We start from the raw sequence: 18,240 nt of genomic DNA, 5'->3' as shown, positions 1-18,240 counted from the left end.
TGCCGGCGTCGGTGTTAGCGGCTAGGCTGGGGGACTGACACGGGGTGCCGCGCGAGGTGCCGGCTGAGATCCAAACCCGTTGAACCTGTCCGGTTAGCACCGGCGAAGGGATGTCTCCTTTGTCTACAGCATCTGTCCTGCCCGCGCCTGCGGCCGTCTCCACTTCTGCCGTCAGCGACGTCGACACGAACGTCGCCACGTCCCGGAACGTTCCCCGTGTCCTGGCCATCGCCGGCTCGGATCCGTCGGGCGGCGCCGGCATCCAGGCCGACCTGAAAAGCATCGCAGCCAGCGGTGGCTACGGAATGGCCGCCATCACGGCCCTGACCGCCCAGAACACCAGGGGGGTGAGCGGCGTCCACGTTCCGCCCGCGTCATTCTTGACCGCGCAGCTGAACGCCGTCAGCGACGACATCAGCGTCGATGCCGTGAAAATCGGGATGCTCGGTGACGAGCAGGTGATCACCGCGGTCCGCAGCTGGCTGGAGAAGGTCCGCCCCGGCGTCGTGGTCCTTGACCCGGTAATGGTTGCCACGAGCGGCGACCGCCTGCTGCAGGAATCCGCCGAGGCGGCCCTCCGCGCGCTCCTTCCGCTGGCTGACCTCATCACCCCGAACCTGGCGGAGCTGGGCATGCTGCTCGGCGAGCCTGAAGCCGCCAGCTGGCCCGAGGCGCTGGAGCAGGGCAAGCGGCTCGCGGCCGGAACCGGGGCCACCGTCCTGGTCAAAGGCGGGCACCTCGACGGCGATGACTGCCCCGATGCCCTGGTCAACACCGGGGGCCTGCTGTCCGCTGACGTCGTGGTGGTCGACGGAGAGCGGATTCAAACACGCAACAGCCACGGCACGGGATGTTCGCTGTCGTCGGCCATGGCCACGGTGCAGGCGAGGCTGGGCGACTGGGAAGAATCCCTGCGCACCGTCAAACCGTGGCTTGCCGGGGCCCTCCGCACGTCCGGGCAGCTGGAGGTGGGCAGCGGCAACGGACCGGTGAATCATTTCCACCACTTGCCTTCCGGTGGCCTGACTTCCGGGGGCCTGACAACCGCCGGAGCGCTGCAGCGGGAGGGCGCCTTCGCCGAGCTGCTCCGCGCCGAAGCCGCTCCCGACCTCGAAGCGATCTTTGGCCTGGGCTTCATCAAGGGGCTGACAGATGGCACGCTTCCGGAAAAGGAATTCGCGTATTACCTTGCCCAGGACGCCATTTACCTCAACGGATACTCGCGCGTCCTGGCCCGGGCCAGCGCCCTGGCCCCCACCGAATCCGAACAGCTGTTCTGGGCCGGGTCGGCGCAGCAGTGCCTCGAAGTCGAATCGGAGCTCCACCGCAGCTGGCTCAGCACCCGTTCGGTGCAGACGGAATTGGGCCCCGTGACGAAGGCCTACGTGGACCACCTGCTGGCTGCTTCGGTGTCCGGCAGCTATGCAGTTCTTGTGGCCGCGGTCCTGCCATGCTTCTGGCTCTACGCCGACGTCGGGGAGAGCCTGCACGCGCGATACGTTGCAGCCGGCGCGCCTGCCGGGCACCCGTACGCCGAATGGCTGCGGACCTACGCCGACGAGGACTTCGCCGCCGCGACGAGGAAGGCCATCGGCATTACTGACGCGGCGGGGCTCGCAGGGTCACCGGCCGAGCGGAAGGCCATGCTGACCGCCTTCCGGCAGTCCTGCCGCTACGAGGTGGAATTCTTCGACGCGCCGCGCCACCACGCTGACCGCGAACACCGGCCTGACCCGGTAAGCTAGTCGCGCACGGTAACGGCAAGTCGGTGCGGCAGTCCTTATGGCGCCTATCACGGACAACCCGCCGAAACCAGCCTCATTTGCGGCCGAAGGCAAAATTAGCGTATTCTAGATCTTCGGTGCTTACGCCAACACTTGGGTTATGACCCCGGGAACCGTCCAATCGGAATAGTTCTTGGGATAGCTCACGGGTTCCCCCGGGGAATCCACGGCGTTGAGGCACAGCGAGAGCCAGGCCAAACAATTGGACCCGGGTTCCGCACGCAAATCTAGTAATAAACGTCGAGAGAAGTGAGTTCCCAAGTGGTGTACGCGATTGTCCGCGCAGGCGGCCGCCAAGAGAAGGTTTCCGTTGGAGACTTCGTTACCCTGAACCGCGTCGCCGGTGGAGCTGGCAGCACCATTGAGCTGCCCGCACTGCTCCTGGTGGACGGTGAAAAGGTCACCTCCGCAGCTGCGGACCTGGCCAAGGTAACTGTTACGGCTGAGATCCTTCAGGACCTTCGTGGTCCGAAGATCGTCATCCAGAAGTTCAAGAACAAGACCGGTTACAAGAAGCGCCAGGGTCACCGTCAGGAACTGACCAAGGTCAAGATCACCGGAATCAAGTAACCACCGGTTACTGTTCAGGTTTTCAGCAGATTCCCCAGAATTTAAAGGCAGGCATTCCAAATGGCACATAAAAAAGGCGCGAGCTCCACTCGCAACGGTCGTGACTCCAACGCCCAGTACCTCGGCGTCAAGCGCTTCGGCGGCCAGGTAGTTTCCGCAGGCGAGATCATCGTCCGCCAGCGTGGCACCCACTTCCACCCCGGTGCAGGCGTTGGCCGTGGCGGCGACGACACCCTGTTCGCACTGCAGGCCGGCGCTGTCGAATTCGGCACCCGCCGCGGCCGTCGAGTCGTGAACATCGTTGCTGCTGCAGCTGCAGAGTAACAACAAGATCTGAACCGGTGGAGCGGGCCATGATGGCCCGCTCCACTGTTCTTTTAACCGCATTACAATCAATTTGGGTGTCCAAGACAGCCAGGTTAAGCACAGAGGAGATTCACCGTGGCGAGCTTTGTAGACCGGGTAGTACTGCACGTATCCGGCGGTACCGGCGGCCACGGCTGTGTCTCCGTCCACCGTGAGAAGTTCAAGCCGCTGGGCGGGCCCGACGGCGGTAACGGCGGCGACGGCGGCGACGTCATCCTGCGGGTTGATTCGCAGACCACCACGCTCCTGGACTACCACCACGCCCCCCACCGGCATGCCACCAACGGCGGCCCCGGCATGGGTGACTGGCGAGGCGGCAAGAACGGTGAGACGCTGATCCTTCCCGTTCCCGACGGCACCGTCGTGAAGACCAAGGACGGCCAGGTCCTTGCCGACCTCGTGGGCGAAGGCACCGAGTTTATTGCGGCGGGCGGCGGCCAGGGCGGTCTGGGCAACGCCTCGCTGTCCTCGCAGAAGCGGCGCGCGCCCGGGTTCGCCCTCCTGGGCATCGAGGGCGACGCCAGCGACATCGTGCTGGAGCTCAAGTCCATCGCCGACATTGCCTTGGTCGGGTTCCCGTCCGCAGGCAAGTCGAGCCTCATCGCGGCAATGTCCGCCGCCCGTCCCAAGATTGCGGATTACCCCTTCACCACCCTCATTCCCAACCTCGGCGTGGTCCAGGCAGGCGAGGTCCGGTTCACGATCGCCGACGTCCCCGGACTCATCGAGGGTGCCAGCGAAGGCAAGGGCCTGGGCCACAACTTCCTCCGCCACGTGGAGCGTTGCGCGGCTTTGGTGCACGTTTTGGACTGCGGCACGCTGGAATCTGACCGCGATCCGCTCTCCGACCTCGCAATTATTGAAGCTGAGCTCGAAAAATACGCCGTTGACATGAGCTACGCCGGGACTGACGGCGAAGTTGTTCCGCTCAACCACCGGCCACGTCTGGTCGCCTTGAACAAGGTGGATCTCCCGGACGGCAAGGACATGGCTGAATTTGTCCGGCCTGAGCTGGAATCCCGGGGATATCGCGTTTTCGAAGTCTCAGCCACAAGCCATGAGGGCCTGCGCCAGCTTGGTTTCGCCATGGCCGAGATCGTCAAGGCCGCCCGTGACGCGGTGGCCGCTACACCGCCCAAGGTCCACGCTCCGGTGCTGCGTCCGCGTGCCGTGAACGCGGCCGGATTCAGGATCCGCCGCGAGGAAAAGAACCTGGAGCCGCTGTTCCGAGTCCTGGGCGAGAAGCCTGTGCGCTGGGTCAAGCAGACCGACTTCACCAACGAAGAAGCCATTGGCTACCTCGCCGACCGCCTCGCCAAGCTTGGCGTGGAAAACGAGCTGTTCAAACAGGGCGCCAAGCCCGGCGACACCGTGGTGATCGGTGAGGACGACGGCGTGGTGTTCGACTGGGAGCCCACCATGATGGCAGGCGCCGAGCTGCTCGCCTCGCCGCGTGGTACCGACGTCCGCTTTGCCGACATCGGCGACCGCCCCACCCGCGGGCAGAAGCGCGACGAACAGCAAGAGCGCCGCGACGCCAAGGCAGCGGCCCGGGCCGAGCTTGAAGCCGAGCGCAAAGCCGGCATCTGGACTGAATCAGTGAGTGGGCGCCGTGCCGCACGGCCGCTCAAGGAGAGTGGACTGAACACCGAAAATGAGGAGTGAACCCGCACACGTGACCGATAATTCCGCAATTGTCATCGAGGAACCCAAAACCGACGACCGCCGCATGCTCGCCAGGGCGCGCCGCATCGTCGTCAAGGTAGGATCGTCGTCTCTTACGAGCATTAAGGGCGGAATCTCAGAGGAAGCGCTGACCGAACTCTCGGACGCGCTGGCCGCCAAGTGCAACGAAGGAACTGAAATCATCCTGGTTTCTTCCGGTGCGATCTCGGCAGGACTGGCGCCCCTGGGCCTGGCAAAGCGTCCGCGTGACCTTGCCACCCAGCAGGCAGCCGCCAGTGTGGGCCAGGGCCTGCTCATGGCCCGCTACACCCAGGCCTTCGGTGCCCACGGCGTGACCGTGAGCCAGGTGCTTTTGACCGCAGATGACCTGATGCGGCGAAGCCATCACCAGAACGCGTTCCGCGCACTGAACCGTCTGCTGAACCTCGGCGTTGTGCCCGTGGTCAATGAGAACGACACCGTCGCGACGCACAAGATCCGCTTCGGCGACAACGACCGGCTCTCGGCCCTCGTCGCCCACCTGGTTCGCGCCGATGCGCTTGTGCTGCTGTCCGACGTCGACTCCCTTTATGACGGGCCGCCTTCGAAGGGCGCCAAACGGATCCCGCAGGTTGACGGCCCGCAGGACCTTGAAGGTGTGTCCATCGGCAGCCCCGGCAAGGCCGGGGTGGGAACAGGCGGCATGCAGACAAAGGTGGAAGCGGCCACGATGGCTGCAGATTCCGGCATCCCGGCGCTCGTGACGTCCACCGCCAATGCGGCCGCGGCCCTTGCCGGCGAAGACGTGGGAACCTGGTTCTCCGTCAACAGCGGACGCAAGTCCGTGCGCATGATGTGGCTCGCCCACCTCGCGCACGTAGAGGGCCGGCTGATTCTTGACGACGGCGCCGTGCGGGCTGTGCGGGACAACCGCACCTCGCTGCTCCCGGCGGGGATCACGGCCGTTGAGGGCACCTTTGAAGCCGGCGACGCCGTCGAAATGGTTTCCGCGGCAGGCACCGTTATTGCCCGCGGCCTCGTGAACTATTCGTCGGCGGAACTGCCGCAGATGCTGGGCCGTTCCACGGTGGAGCTGGGGGAGTCGCTGGGGCGGGGCTTCGACCGTGAAGTTGTTCACGTTGATGACCTGGTTCTGGTCTAGCGGGCCGACTCGCCTAGACTTGAATGATGACTGAGGCACTGATGAACCAAGCAGCTGAAACATCCAAAGACGCTACGCAGGTACCTTCCATGCCGGAAAACGCCCAGCCGCCGGCTGAGGTGGAGGCGGCCGTCTACGCGATCGCTGACCGGTCCCGCCAGGCTGCCCGCAGCATGGGCCGCGCAAACCGGGCCTTGAAGGACCGGGGGCTCCGCGCCATTGGGGCAGCCCTGCTGGACCGCAGGGCTCAGGTCCTGGCCGCCAACGCCAAAGACGTTGAGGCCGGCCGAGCGAACGGTACCTCGGCGGCCCTTCTGGACCGCCTGACCCTGAACGACGCCCGGATCGAGGCCCTCGCCGGCGCGCTCGAGAACCTGGCCGGCCTGCCCGATCCCGTGGGCAACGTTGTCCGCGGCCAGACGCTGCCCAACGGCCTTCGCCTGCGGCAGGTCAACGTCCCCTTGGGAGTTGTGGCGGCCATTTATGAAGCCCGCCCGAACGTGACCGTGGACATCGCGGGTCTGGCGCTGAAGAGCGGCAACGCGGTCATCCTTCGCGGCGGCACCGCCGCGGCTGCCACCAACGAGGCGCTGATCGCGGTGCTTCGTGAGGCCCTCGAGTCTGTGGGGCTGCCCGCCGACGCCGTGCAGACGGTTGACCAGTACGGCCGCGAAGGGGCCAACGTCCTGATGCGCGCCCGCGGGCGCGTGGACGTGCTGATTCCCCGCGGCGGCCGGGAGCTGATCCAGACGGTCGTGAACAACTCTTCGGTTCCCGTTATCGAAACGGGTGAGGGCAACGTCCACATCTTTATCGACGAATCCGCCAGCGAAGACATGGCCGTGGAGATCCTCCTCAACGCCAAGACGCAGCGGCCCAGCGTCTGCAACACGGTGGAAACGCTGCTGGTCCATTCTGGTTCCACTGTCCTTCCCGCGGTGGCTGCCGCCCTCACCAAGGCCGGCGTCCGGCTGCACGCCGATGACCGGATCCGTGCCGCCCTTCCCGCATCAGTGGAGTCCGTGCCCGCTACGGACGAGGACTGGGCCACGGAGTACATGGACCTGGACCTTGCCGTCGCCATGGTGGACAGCCTGGACGACGCCGTGAAGCACATCCGCACCTGGTCCTCGGGCCACACGGAGGCGATCCTGACCAACGACCTCGCGAACGCTGAGCGCTTCATAGCGGAAATCGACTCTGCGGCGGTCATCGTGAACGCGTCCACGCGCTTTACCGACGGCGGCGAATTGGGTCTGGGTGCCGAAGTCGGCATCTCCACGCAAAAGCTGCACGCCCGCGGACCGATGGGCCTGACCGAACTGACCACCACCAAGTGGATCGTGCAGGGCGAGGGCCAGGTCCGCGTCTAACAACGCGGTAACATAGAACAGAAGTCCTGAACGGCGGGAATTTCCGCCGTCGTCATCCTTTTAATCCTAGGGGAGAACATGCTGCTCCAGCAGATAGCTGCGTCCGTTGCCGAACACGAAGAAAGGGCTCCGCTCTGGGCTGCGCCATGGGTCTTTGGCGTGTCGATCTTTGCCATCCTGCTGGTCCTCATGTTCATCACGCTGTCCTACACGAACATGGGCAACCGCCACTCGGCAGTTGACGAGCATTCGGACCCGCACCGCCAGCACCCCAACAAGCACGATCACGGCCAGGGCCACTAACATTCCCGCCGCATTGCGCCACCACGGTTCGGAGCGCCGGCTGCGGCTGGGCGTGATGGGTGGTACCTTCGATCCCATTCACCACGGTCACCTCGTTGCCGCCAGCGAGGTGGCCGCGAAGTTCGGACTGGACGAGGTGGTGTTCGTTCCCACGGGCCAGCCATGGCAGAAGTCGAGCAAGAAGGTCAGCGAACCGGAGCACCGCTATCTCATGACGGTGATCGCCACGGCGTCGAATCCGCGGTTCACGGTCAGCAGGGTCGACGTCGACCGCCCGGGTCCCACGTACACCATAGACACGCTGCGTGACCTGCGCACCCAGCGGCCCGATGCCGATCTGTTCTTCATCACCGGAGCGGACGCTCTGGCGCAGATCCTGTCGTGGAAAGACATCGACGAGCTCTGGTCCCTGGCACACTTCGTTGGGGTCACCCGGCCGGGCCACGAACTGGACGGCATGGGCCGGAAGGACGTCAGCCTCCTCGAGGTGCCAGCCATGGCGATCTCATCAACCGACTGCCGCGCCCGCGTGGCCGCCAACAATCCCGTCTGGTACCTCGTGCCGGATGGGGTGGTCCAGTACATCGCGAAATATGGACTCTACGCCGCTCCGCCGGCCCAGAACAGCAACTCCGAGCTTACCGAGACAGACGATCCAGCCAGCACTGAATGAGTTTTAGATGAGTCAGGAACAGCCACCCGTCCGCAGCCGCCGTGAACTACGGAAGGCCAGAGATGAAGCCCTGGGCAAGAACCAGGACGCCGGCACCAGTGCTGCCGGCGAGGTAGGCCCTGCCTCGAAACAGCCGGCCAATACCGGCAAGGCTGATGCTCCACGCACCGGCGAGGCCTCACGCCCGGGCAGCAGCTCCAGCCCCGGCAACGCCGCCGGGCGTGTCCGCCGGGTTGCTCCCGGCCCCGTGGATACCGTACCGTTCGGCTCCGCTGCCGAGCGTTCCTCCCAGATCAGGGCCCGGGACCGTGCAGCGCTGCGAACCATCAAACAACTGGCGGAAAAGGAAGAGCAGCTATCCGGAGGCGGGCCGCCCACGCGCCGCCAGCTCCGGCTGATGCAGCTTAAGGAACAGGCCGTCACCTCGGCCATGGCCGTGGTCCCGCCTGCAGCAGACGGTCCTAATGCTGCGCCCGCGCAACCTGGCGCGGAACCCAAGAAGGCCCCGGCGTCGGCAGGCAATCCTGTCCAGCAGCCTGACGATGCCCCCACTTCCGCCGGTGGACGCGCGCCCGCCGATGAGGCCGGGACGACGGTTGGAGGGACGGGCGGAGAACTGCCCCACGGCATGACCGTCGAACAGGCGCTCGAGGCACGCGCCCTCATTGCCGAGCAGGCCAAGAACCAGCTCGCCAAGATGGAGCACATCGCGGCCACGGACCCCGAGGCCGTGGACCCGGAGATTCTGGCGGAGCAGATTGCCCTCGCTGAACGGGCCGCCGTGCTCAACAAGCGGGCCATGGCCAAACAGAAACTGGCCGAACAGAACACGCCGGCACAGCCTTCGCACAACGGCCCGTCCACCGCCAGCAACCTCGCCATGGTGACGCCGCTGGAGTTTGTCCAGGTGCCGGGCGTTGACCGTCCGGTCATGAAGCGTCCGGCCACCTCGTACGTTCCGCTCGTGACCAGCCCCGGACCGCGTATGCCGGCACGGGGCAAACGACCGTCCAAAGCAGCCCGCTCAGCCGGCACCGCTCCGTCAACCGGCAGGTCGCGGGTCATTGCCCGCGCCGAGGCCGCCGCGCGGGCCGCAGCCGGAACCCAGGCAGTTCCGCACGGGAACGTACCGTGGGACGCAGAGGCCACCGAGGATGTCACCGCCCTCCCGCCCGTGGCCGCGAAGTCCGCGTACGGCCTGGACCCCCTGGACGCTTCCACCGCCGGCCTCGGCCGTGCCCACCGGCTAAGGCTTCTCCAGGTGGGCGTGCTGGCCCTGGGGGTCATCGCCCTCATCGCCGGCGTCATCATGATTATCAGCGGTCTCTCGCGCTGACTTCAGCAAAGTTCCACCACAGGTTTTACACCACTACAAGGAGTCCCGTGACTGCATCTGATTCATCCATCGCCACAGCCCGACACGCAGCGAGGGCGGCGGCCGACAAGATTGCCCAGGACATCGTCGCCCTTGATGTCAGCGAACGCCTTGCGTTGGCAGACGTCTTCCTGATTGCGTCCGCACCGAGCGAACGCCAGGTCAACGCGATCGTCGACGGCATCGAAGAGGAGCTCATCAAGGAAGACCTGCGCCCCGTCCGCCGGGAAGGCCGTTCGGCCGGCCGCTGGGTCCTGCTTGACTACTCCGACGTCGTGATCCACGTCCAGCACGAGGAAGACCGCGTCTTCTACGCCCTCGAGCGGCTCTGGAAGGACTGCCCAGTGGTGGACCTGCAGCTTGGCGACGACGCGTCGGCAAAGGCCACCGCTACCTCCGAGCAGGAGTAGGCCAGCAGCGAACGGCACCGAATATGCCCGATTTGGAATTTTCGGAATCGCTGTTCTAAGATATTTGAGTTGCTTCGGAGAGATCCGGAAAGAAGTACGGGGCCGGAGGTGAAAGCCAAAGGCGCCGAAGCGGCGAAAATAAGGGGCTGTGGCGCAGCTGGTAGCGCACCTGCATGGCATGCAGGGGGTCAGGGGTTCGAGTCCCCTCAGCTCCACCAAGGAACCGCCAGAACTAGGGAATGCAACCCGGTTCTGGCGGTTTTTTCTTTGCCGAAACTCGACGCCATGAAAGTGCCCGCTCAGTCAGCTGAACCCCAGGAGGGGAAGTTAACCCTTTGTGGTCCGCTTACGACCACTTTGACTCGATCTCCGGGGGAGACGGTGCAGATCCCTGCCAATATGTTCTTGGGTGTCGAAGCAGCCAGCCGTTCGGCAGAACCCGCATATTCGAGGTGTGGACGAGGGCTTGCCTGCCCCAATTAGCGCAGCGCCCCGGTGCCGATATGATTCCCTGCATCAGGTGCGTTTTCAAAGGGGGAGACATGGACGGTGCCGAACGGCTGGACCTCAGGACGCGGCGCGGCTGGATCTGGATGATCGTCGCTGGATTCTCAGTGCTGATCATCGGGATCATCGTCGGTTTGCAGAAGACGGGACCGCTTTGTGGCAGCCCGCTGCTGCCACAAAGTCGCTCGGCTGAGATCTTCGACTCCCTCCGGCGCGGCTCCAGGGCCGCGGCGGAGTGTTATCGGAATATCGATTCCGCGTCGATTCCGACGTGGGGCCTCATCGCCCTTGGTGTCGTCTTGGTCCTGGCCGCAGTCGTTATCCGGGTCGTCAGCATCAACCGCAGTTCAGACACACTTTGAGGCCCGTCCCGGGCGTCGCAGATCCAGGAGCGTAGGCGCCTGAGGCGGCAGGTTCTCATCAGGGCACGAGGCGCAGGGCCTACCACCCAGGGACTTCCGTGAACTGGGCGAGGTGGGCTGGCGTAGGTGGTCCCCGGCCGCATCTGCGACCGGGGACCTTTGCGGGAGGGACATCCGTGCGCTGACTGCTGCAGTTGCGCGACAATGCGCCTTGGCGTTCTGTACAAGCCCACCGCCCAATAGGCAGCCTTAGCGTGTCCCGGCATCCCTTCCGGTCCATAAGGCGATCTATGCCGACTCTCGTGATCTCCTGTTCATCCTGCGGGGCCGGGCTACATGTGGTGTAAGCCTGCCCATAAGGCCGTTTTAGCACCGCAAGGACGGTCTGGCAATGCGCCCAGGGGGCGCCGCACATTATCGGAGAGGCAGTCCGCTGATAAGGGACGGCGGCGGCTGGGGGAGCCACCCGGGTCTCAGACAGGCGGCACCGCCGCCGGCCCAGCCCCGGTGATCACTTCCTATTATCGTCCTAACTTGCGCGCGAAAACAGCGGGCGAAAGCGCGTATATGGCCGGTAAGAGCAGCCCTCAAAACAGGGTCGGCGTGATCTCAGCACCTCCGATTTTTTATGCCGGCACTGCGGCGGCGTCACACGTGGCGTACGCCACAGTCCGCCGATTCGCTTCCGGCCCAATTGTGGATTACGCTAGTCAGGTTGCTTCCGGGAAACGCAAATACTCCCGGCGGAAACGGTTTGGGGCTGTGGCGCAGCTGGTAGCGCACCTGCATGGCATGCAGGGGGTCAGGGGTTCGAGTCCCCTCAGCTCCACCAAGAAACCGCTAGAACAAAGGGCTATAGCCCAGTTCTAGCGGTTTTTCTTTGCCGAAACTCGACACAACTCCGTGTTTTGCCCGTGTTTTGACGACAGAAACACCAGCAGTCAAGGGATAACACGGGAACTTTCAAAGCCACATCTGGAGGGTCTAGGACGAGGCGCTCTTGTCAGCCGCCGAGAGGCTGCTGCGCCATTGTGCTCGTCTACGCCTTCCCATGAACGTTCGCTTCGACCTCAGCGCCTCAGTGCGGGTTACGGGCTGCATGTGCTCGAGCGTGCATTCTGCGGCGGCCTCGTTGTGGCTGAACGTGCCATTGAGGCACTCCGTCAGGTCGGACGGCCGCCACGGCTTGGTTGCGGCCGGGCAGCCGTTCAGCTGGGGGCTCTGCCTGTCGCTCGTGCGGCGGCTCCTCGCTGACCAAATGCGCGGCTCCAGCAGCTAGCCGAACTCGATGGCAAGGTCAACGGGGACCGCTCGACGAACGGCATCATTCACAGGAGAGTGCTCATCAGCCCAGCGAACGAGATCACCGAGAGCCGCGTCGTCAGCATTTGCCAAAGCGAGACGGACCATGGTGCGCATCACCAAAGCTCCCGCCGGAACATCGGGACCCACTCCCAGCAGCCCTCGGTCGTCGGATTCGCTGTCGACTTCGACCTCCAGACGGGACAGCATTACCCCGGTCTCGGCTGCGCGCATAGCAATGAGTGACGCCAAACAAGAAGCGGCTGCGGAGCGCAGCAGCCAGCCCGGTCATACAGTTCGGGCACGGCCGTAAGCGCCACATGGCGAATGCGCATCCGGCGTGACAACCCCTTCTGGTTCGACGACACTGTCTACACCTACGGAGACGTCTACGGCTCATCATTCTTCACCCGGTTCTGGGGCCCCAACGTGGAGTCTCGCTACGGGGAGGCCTGAAACAAGCTCCCTTACGACGGCGCCAAGTACTTTTGGGACCTCTACGGGATCACTCTGAAGACGCCCACAGGACAAATCGGCATACTTGGGAGTGTCCAATCTGACCGGGCAACGTGCTACAAAACCGTCCCCTGCAAATTCAAGTAATCGGAGCAAACGTGATCCCGAACCATCAGCAACTGCTCGGAATCCTGAATGCTGCGGACCCGGAGTTCCTGGCCGGTGAATTCGACACACGGTTCACCTCTGGCCCGACCCGGAATAGCGAGGCAGGGACCTTTGTCTACTTCCAGGGCGTGACGACTGGCAGCTGGACGCTGGCCAGGCCCTGGTCAATACAGATGGCGAGCTGAAGGCGGCCTTGACCAATCTGGAGGACCCCGGTTTTACCGGGACCCTGAGCGTAGACGTGCACAGCTACGTCATCACACGGGCCGATCTTCGCCACATGGTGCAGACTCTGACGATCACCCGGAGCGAACCCGTCCAGGAGGATGTCGCAACCTTGGACGCCATAAAGTCCACCGTCAGGGAGTTTAGCGCCCACTGATCACGCTGTCGGACGGCTTCCGGCATGCGTCCCGTCGGCGCGGTGCGGTGGAACAGCAAGCAGGTCTCGGAAGTCTCTAGCTCGTTTCGCGGGTCGGTCGTCCGTGAAACGTGCTTCGAGCGGCGTGATTCCGGTACCCGCAAAGCAAGCCGCCCACAATGATGCGGACAAGGCGTAAATGAAGATCCAGATAAGGTCTGGCCCGATGAGAACGACGGGAACCACCACGGCCAGGATGGCCACGGTGATCAGGTACACGATGACCTTCACCCATGGGTGACTGGAGGGGGCGCCGACCCGCTGGTCCGTGTTCTCGGTGACCTGGCGCCCGCGTAGCCGTTCCAGCAGCGCGCGAAGGCGGGCCACCCGGGCGTCGATACGCCTGCGGGGAGGCCTGCGGCGGCGCTCCACCAGCCCGTGGAGAACTCCCCAAACGGGACCGTTCAGAATGCCGATCAGCACAGCGGCAAGAACAAGTGACGTAAGACCCAATACCCACCAGTCCGCCGACGGTGTGAGGCTCCAGCTGTATCGGCGCCCTGAGCACAGCCACGACGACCACCAGGGGTCCTCGCCGGCGTCAGGAGGGCCGCACTGTACGAGCGTTCTCGCCCAACCCAGCGACCATAGCCAGGAAAGTATTGCGGGGGCCGAGAGGGCACCCGAAATGGCAGCGAGGAGTCTCGTCACGACGAGGCTTTTGACCATGACCCGGTGGGGCCGGAGGCGTTTGTCGTCGGGATCAGGACCGAACTGGATAGTGCCTTCTGGTCTGGCCGGCAGCAGGATCAGTGCTGCGATAGGGTCAATCACTTCGATGCGGTTCTTGGAGTACACGATGTGGTCTTTGATGAGGGCCGACCGGTTGTAGACAGGGTGTTCCTCAGGGCCGGGGCCGCCGTTGCCGGCGCTCTTCCGGTCAAAGATCTTCTTGAACACAGGATCGTCGCCCAACGCCTTCGTGCCTATCGGTCCGGCGGGAACGAAATCAAACTTTCCCCACACGTTGATCCAACGAGTCGGGCGTGCGTTGGCCAGCCAGTCAGCCACAGGGTCCTCGCTGCGACCGCCCCATTCGGCGTAACCCAACAGGCTGAGGCCACTGCCGACGCTCACGAAGTTCGTGGCGCGGGCCCGGTCTTTGTTCTGGAAGAGCAACTGGCCGGTGATGGCGGCTCCCTGACTGTGCGCCACGACAGTTACGTCGACGCCGGAAGCGTGGTCCCATCGCACCAGCGTGTCGCTGACCCTCTGCCGCATGGCTGCGGCCTGCAGGGGCTTGCGTTTCCAGACCTGGGGGTCGCCGAGGAAATCCGCGAACAACGTCACGAGTTTGCCCAGCCACCGGCGGGCGCCGGGCACCTGGGCCAGGATGACGAGCACCAGGAGCACGACCAACGCTCCGATCAAAAGGATCATGCCTAGCGCCGCAACGAGCGCGTATATGCCGACCTGAAGAGCCCGTTTCGCTATCCACTTCAGGCTCCGCCGGTTGCGCTCCCCAGGGTAGAGATTCCAGCCGACGAGCTCCAGGGACCGGTCGAAGACGAGCCAGGCTGTGGCAAACGCCCACCAATACGTGGAGGTCGCAGTAGCCGGCGTGAAGTCGGAACCCCAGGAAGCCTCGGTAAAGAGGATGCGTACGTAGTCCGGGCGTCGGTCTCCTTTACATCCGCGGAGTACCCTGATCCAGACCTCAGGCGCGTCACCGACAGCGTGAGCCTTATCAATGATGAGCGGCGGGTCCTCATGGTCGCCGGCGAGGTCGACGGAGAGATCGTACAGGCTCTGCATTAGCGGCTGGGACCACTCCTGAAGCGTGCCGCCTTTCAACGCTTTCCCCATGCCGTGGACGAAAACCACTACATGGTCCGGCGGCCGATCAACCTCGGCGTGCCCTGGCTTCTTCCTTCCATTGCCGCTGAAGCGGTAGCCGCCTGTCCCCATAGCCATAGCTAATGATCAGTCTTGGATTCGGCCCTGCAAAGGGGTTGATCCGTTTAGCCAGCGGCCGCGGCGATCTTGTGTCCGAAGACCCGTAGGCGGAGACCCATACCGCCGCCTCCGCGGCCAGCTCCTAGCGGAGCGTAGCCGCCCATGAAAGGCCTTCCGAAACTGATTGCTGCCGAAGACCCTCCCACGAGGGTGGCGCAGATTCCACAACCACCAGGTCTCTGTCCAAGAAGGCCAAGGCTGTCTGGACTAGGTCGGATGCCAGGGCTGCTTCATTCCTTTTCAGGGAGTCGCCAACCTTTTGGACATGTAGTTCGACTTGGTCCAGGTCAGGCTGGGAGATGGCGTACTCTGCGGCCTCGTACAGCTGCCTTGCAGCCCACGCCGCCTCTTGAGGGTCATCACTTAGGCAAGTCCTGATTGCGTAGGCCACGGCGGCCGCTGCGTTCTGTGCGTAACCCATTTCAAAGACCCATTCAGCGTCGTCTGAGGGCCCAAAAGCGGCCGCCTCGGCGTCGAGCCCGTTCACGTCGCCGGGAACCCCTGACGCGGCGTCCCAGGCAGTCGATAGGATTTCCCGGAGCCGCTGGGCTTGGGCGTCTGTACCAGTCTTCTTCGCATATCTTATGAACAAGGGCATCAAGCGTTGAGCGCAGGCCGCCGAAAAGGCCATCTTTGCCCGGTGGTCCAGCTGAGCCAGCCTCGCTCTAAAGGCTGGCTCGTCATAGATTCGCAGAGTTTGCATCTTTATCACCACCAGGCTGTTGTTGGACTTGTAATGGTGGCCCCCTTGCTTTCTAGAAAATTCTGGCACGCACCGCAGATAGGATGGGACGTTCCGATACCTTGCGGGGAATAACATCGCAAAATCATCACTGCCTTACCCGACCGGCAAGCGATAGGAGTGGTCATGCCGTCACTGTCTTCCGAGACATTCGCTGCTGACCTAGAGGCAGGACTGGTGGACGTCGGCACCGTTACGGTTACCGAAAATGGCATCGTGTCCATCAACAGCCGCCCGGGCTATGACGATGACGAGTCGCGATCGTTCATTTTTCTGGACTCGGTCGACGAGATTCGGGCCAGCATCACCATTGATGACGCGGCCTGGCAGCCGATGTGGCCGGGCTGGACCCTGGAGAAGGCCTCGATCGCGATGTTTTCCGTGCACGTTCAGGAAGCCATCAGCACTGCGCCCGATTCGGCTACGACCCTCAAGCTGGTTGAGGGCGGCGTCCTCGCGGAGTAGGTCAATCCTGGGTGCCGCACACATCGGGGGAGGAGGGCATGCGTGTGCCCGTGACGGCAGTGACTTTCGGGCGGATCATAGGCCGGACTTTGCGGCTGGAGTAGACCAAGCCGCCGACGAGGATCCCGAGAGAGGCGATACTACAGCCGAAGCCCAAGAACTGAGGCCAGTTGGCCTCGAGATCCCGAAAACCAGGGAGAACACGCCGAAACCGTGGCCAGTCAGGAGAATCGCGCCCGCTGGAAGATAGAGCACGGTCCGGCAAATGGAGGCACCGGTACGCAAGGGCCGGCCCATTCCTGGCGTCCTGCAGCCCGCGGCGGGGATCCAGTCGGAGCGTCTGTCTGCGTGTTCTCGACAGGCGATGCCCGGCCCGGAGGGATAGGCTGGGCACGGCAGCTTCAAACAGTGGGGGCGTCTATTTTTCTGCGGCCGGGGGGACGAGAAATTTTGAACCGGATTCAACGCTTTGCCGGGATATGGCGCCACCGTGCGTGGCTGCGCGCCGGAGCCAAAGGGGATCACTTCCCCTCTGAGACTGTGGACGGGCTATTCGACGCGCTGGGACTTCGCGGCCGAGTCGTGATGAGCCAGTTTCCGATGACGGTCACCGTCATACTCGTCGCAGCGGCCGCCGCCATCTTCAGCCCCTCCACCTTGGCGGATGACCGCTTTCGGATGGCTTTGCTGGCGCACTTGGCCATCTTTGGCCTTTGCCTCGCCGTTCCCTGGGGAAAACTGCCGGCCGGCGCCTTCACCGTGATTCCAGTTGCTGACTGCCTGGCCATCGGGTTTACCAGGGAAGCCGGAGGTCCCAGCTTCAGTGTCTTGAGCCTGCTGCTGGTATTCCCCATGCTCTGGCTTTCCGTGGGGCGCGACCGCGTGCGCGTTCTCCTGGCAGTTCTCGCAGTCATCCTCAGCACACTGGTGCCCGCCGCGGCCCTCGGTTCAGACCACACCACGGGATCGATCATCCGAACGATCTTTCTTCCGCTCGTCATGTCGGCCATCGCCGTGACGGCCCACGTCGTAGCCCGTGCCCTCTACCGGCAGCGTCAGGCCCTGGAGCGGAAAGACCGGGATCTGGCGGACGCGCTTGCGGAGAGCGTCCGCCGGCAGCGGCTCCTGGATGCCGTGCTGTCTGCCGTGGGAGTTGGCGTCTGGGTAGTTGACCCGAACGGACGGGACGTCCTGACTAACAGCGCCATGCGGAGCGATCCCTCCTTGGCCCGCCTGACCGGTCCGGACGGCTCCGTCCAGCTGTTTCAAGGTGACCGCACGACCCTCGTCCTGCCGGAGCGGTTCCCGGTGGAACGGGCCGCCCGAGGGGAGACCTTTGCCGACGAGTTGTACTGGGTCGGTGAGGACGAGGAACAGCATGCCTATTCCGTCAGCGCCAGCACCATCCGGTCCGAAGACGGCGTCTGCAAAGGAGCCGTGATCACCTTCGCGGACGTCACGGCACTGATCCGTGCACTGGCGGCCAAGGATAATTTCGTAGCCACCGTCTCCCACGAGCTGCGCACCCCGCTGACGTCCATCCTCGGCTATCTGGAACTGGTTCTGGACGAGCCCGGCCACGAGGAGATTGAAGAGGAACTGCGGATCGTGCACCGCAACGCGACCCATCTTCTGGGACTCGTGAATGATCTTATTGCCGTCGCTGCGGAACGGGTTGAGCTCTCGCTGCAGGAAGCGGACCTTGCCAGCCTATTGTCCAATGTCGTCGCCTCCACACACGCCCAGGCGGCCGCGCGCGGTGTCGACCTGGTGCTCGAAACCGAACAGCCGCTGACTGCCCGGATCGATCCTGCCCGGATCCGGCAGGTACTCGGCAACCTGCTCTCGAACGCGATCAAATACTCGCCGGACGGCGGACAAATCACGGCAAGGGCCCACCGGGCCGGCACGGATCTGGTCTGCACGGTCAGCGACACCGGGGTGGGCATGAGCAGCATGGAACAGGAGCAGGCCTTCACTAAATTCTTTCGCGCAGCCCGATCCCGTGAGACTGCCATCCCCGGGGCGGGACTAGGGCTGCCGATCAGTAAGACGATCATCGAAGGCCATGGCGGTTCCATCAGCCTGACCAGCGAGGCAGGTCTGGGCACGACAGTCACATTTGTTCTGCCGGCAGCCTGAAAAACAACGGGCCTAAGCGGCTTCGGTGGGAGGTTGCG

19 protein-coding genes, 2 tRNA genes and 1 riboswitch are annotated in these 18,240 nt (G+C 64.0%); of the genes, 18 read left to right on the top strand and 3 right to left on the bottom strand.

The window, feature by feature from the left end; genetic code table 11:
• Positions 1-30: 30 nt before the first annotated feature.
• A riboswitch (TPP riboswitch) is annotated at positions 31-128 on the top strand.
• The 13 genes from ASG92_RS04675 (at position 111) to ASG92_RS04615 (ending at position 11,382) form a co-directional block, all read left to right on the top strand.
• Positions 111-1,745 (top strand): bifunctional hydroxymethylpyrimidine kinase/phosphomethylpyrimidine kinase, encoded by a 1,635-nt coding sequence (locus tag ASG92_RS04675; protein ID WP_056625137.1) that lies wholly within the window; start codon positions 111-113, stop codon positions 1,743-1,745. Its footprint overlaps the riboswitch before it by 18 nt.
• Positions 1,746-2,045: 300 nt before the next feature.
• Entirely contained in the window at positions 2,046-2,354 is a 309-nt protein-coding gene (gene rplU, locus ASG92_RS04670; RefSeq protein WP_056625134.1) for a 50S ribosomal protein L21, read from the top strand.
• 60 nt (positions 2,355-2,414) lie between these two features.
• Complete coding sequence (gene rpmA, locus ASG92_RS04665) at positions 2,415-2,678, top strand: 50S ribosomal protein L27 (RefSeq protein ID WP_003803426.1); 264 nt, start codon at positions 2,415-2,417, stop codon at positions 2,676-2,678.
• A gap of 117 nt (positions 2,679-2,795) precedes the next feature.
• The gene (obgE, locus tag ASG92_RS04660; RefSeq protein ID WP_056625131.1) at positions 2,796-4,385 is read left to right on the top strand and encodes a GTPase ObgE; all 1,590 of its coding nucleotides are present in this window, start codon (positions 2,796-2,798) and stop codon (positions 4,383-4,385) included.
• Positions 4,386-4,449: 64 nt separating this feature from the next.
• A complete protein-coding gene (gene proB, locus ASG92_RS04655; RefSeq protein WP_157372105.1) occupies positions 4,450-5,547 on the top strand; it encodes a glutamate 5-kinase in 1,098 nt (365 codons plus the stop codon).
• Between the two features lie 26 nt (positions 5,548-5,573).
• On the top strand, positions 5,574-6,920 hold the full coding sequence (locus ASG92_RS04650) for a glutamate-5-semialdehyde dehydrogenase (protein WP_056625125.1): 1,347 nt from the start codon (positions 5,574-5,576) through the stop codon (positions 6,918-6,920).
• A gap of 78 nt (positions 6,921-6,998) precedes the next feature.
• Positions 6,999-7,223, top strand: a complete 225-nt coding sequence (locus ASG92_RS04645; protein ID WP_056625123.1) for a hypothetical protein — start codon at positions 6,999-7,001, stop codon at positions 7,221-7,223.
• Positions 7,224-7,236: 13 nt separating this feature from the next.
• Entirely contained in the window at positions 7,237-7,896 is a 660-nt protein-coding gene (gene nadD / locus ASG92_RS04640; protein WP_277307952.1) for a nicotinate-nucleotide adenylyltransferase, read from the top strand.
• Between the two features lie 7 nt (positions 7,897-7,903).
• Entirely contained in the window at positions 7,904-9,232 is a 1,329-nt protein-coding gene (locus tag ASG92_RS04635; RefSeq protein ID WP_056625117.1) for a hypothetical protein, read from the top strand.
• A gap of 47 nt (positions 9,233-9,279) precedes the next feature.
• A complete protein-coding gene (rsfS, locus tag ASG92_RS04630) occupies positions 9,280-9,681 on the top strand; it encodes a ribosome silencing factor (protein WP_056625113.1) in 402 nt (133 codons plus the stop codon).
• 142 nt (positions 9,682-9,823) lie between these two features.
• Positions 9,824-9,899: transfer RNA gene (locus ASG92_RS04625), tRNA-Ala, on the top strand.
• 324 nt (positions 9,900-10,223) lie between these two features.
• Complete coding sequence (locus ASG92_RS04620) at positions 10,224-10,550, top strand: hypothetical protein (RefSeq protein ID WP_056625346.1); 327 nt, start codon at positions 10,224-10,226, stop codon at positions 10,548-10,550.
• 756 nt (positions 10,551-11,306) lie between these two features.
• Positions 11,307-11,382: transfer RNA gene (locus ASG92_RS04615), tRNA-Ala, on the top strand.
• A gap of 443 nt (positions 11,383-11,825) precedes the next feature.
• Here the strand turns inward: ASG92_RS04615 and ASG92_RS27100 are convergent.
• A complete protein-coding gene (locus ASG92_RS27100) occupies positions 11,826-12,128 on the bottom strand; it encodes an OsmC family protein (RefSeq protein ID WP_277308021.1) in 303 nt (100 codons plus the stop codon).
• 51 nt (positions 12,129-12,179) lie between these two features.
• Here ASG92_RS27100 and ASG92_RS30240 point away from each other — a divergent pair, with 51 nt between their 5' ends.
• The 3 genes from ASG92_RS30240 to ASG92_RS04595 all read left to right on the top strand — a co-directional run bounded on the left by ASG92_RS30240 (position 12,180) and on the right by ASG92_RS04595 (position 12,858).
• Positions 12,180-12,308, top strand: coding sequence for a hypothetical protein (locus tag ASG92_RS30240; protein WP_277307949.1), 129 nt, complete (start codon positions 12,180-12,182; stop codon positions 12,306-12,308).
• Between the two features lie 158 nt (positions 12,309-12,466).
• A complete protein-coding gene (locus ASG92_RS04600) occupies positions 12,467-12,661 on the top strand; it encodes a hypothetical protein (protein ID WP_056625105.1) in 195 nt (64 codons plus the stop codon).
• 8 nt (positions 12,662-12,669) lie between these two features.
• Entirely contained in the window at positions 12,670-12,858 is a 189-nt protein-coding gene (locus tag ASG92_RS04595) for a hypothetical protein (protein WP_056625101.1), read from the top strand.
• Here the strand turns inward: ASG92_RS04595 and ASG92_RS04590 are convergent, their stop codons facing one another.
• On the bottom strand, positions 12,859-14,811 hold the full coding sequence (locus ASG92_RS04590) for a hypothetical protein (RefSeq protein ID WP_056625098.1): 1,953 nt from the start codon (positions 14,809-14,811) through the stop codon (positions 12,859-12,861).
• 124 nt (positions 14,812-14,935) lie between these two features.
• Complete coding sequence (locus tag ASG92_RS04585; RefSeq protein ID WP_162256299.1) at positions 14,936-15,568, bottom strand: DUF416 family protein; 633 nt, start codon at positions 15,566-15,568, stop codon at positions 14,936-14,938.
• A 153-nt stretch (positions 15,569-15,721) separates the two neighbouring features.
• Between ASG92_RS04585 and ASG92_RS04580 the strand changes: the two genes are divergently transcribed.
• Entirely contained in the window at positions 15,722-16,060 is a 339-nt protein-coding gene (locus ASG92_RS04580; RefSeq protein WP_056625093.1) for a hypothetical protein, read from the top strand.
• Positions 16,061-16,660: 600 nt separating this feature from the next.
• Positions 16,661-18,202, top strand: a complete 1,542-nt coding sequence (locus ASG92_RS04575; protein ID WP_240987006.1) for a PAS domain-containing sensor histidine kinase — start codon at positions 16,661-16,663, stop codon at positions 18,200-18,202.
• Positions 18,203-18,240 lie beyond the last annotated feature (38 nt).

It is taken from the genome of Arthrobacter sp. Soil736 (genome assembly GCF_001428005.1).
Taxonomy (GTDB): Bacteria; Actinomycetota; Actinomycetes; order Actinomycetales; family Micrococcaceae; genus Arthrobacter.
The sequence above is the reverse complement of the archived record's forward strand: the minus strand, read 5'-3'. Positions and strand labels throughout refer to the sequence as shown.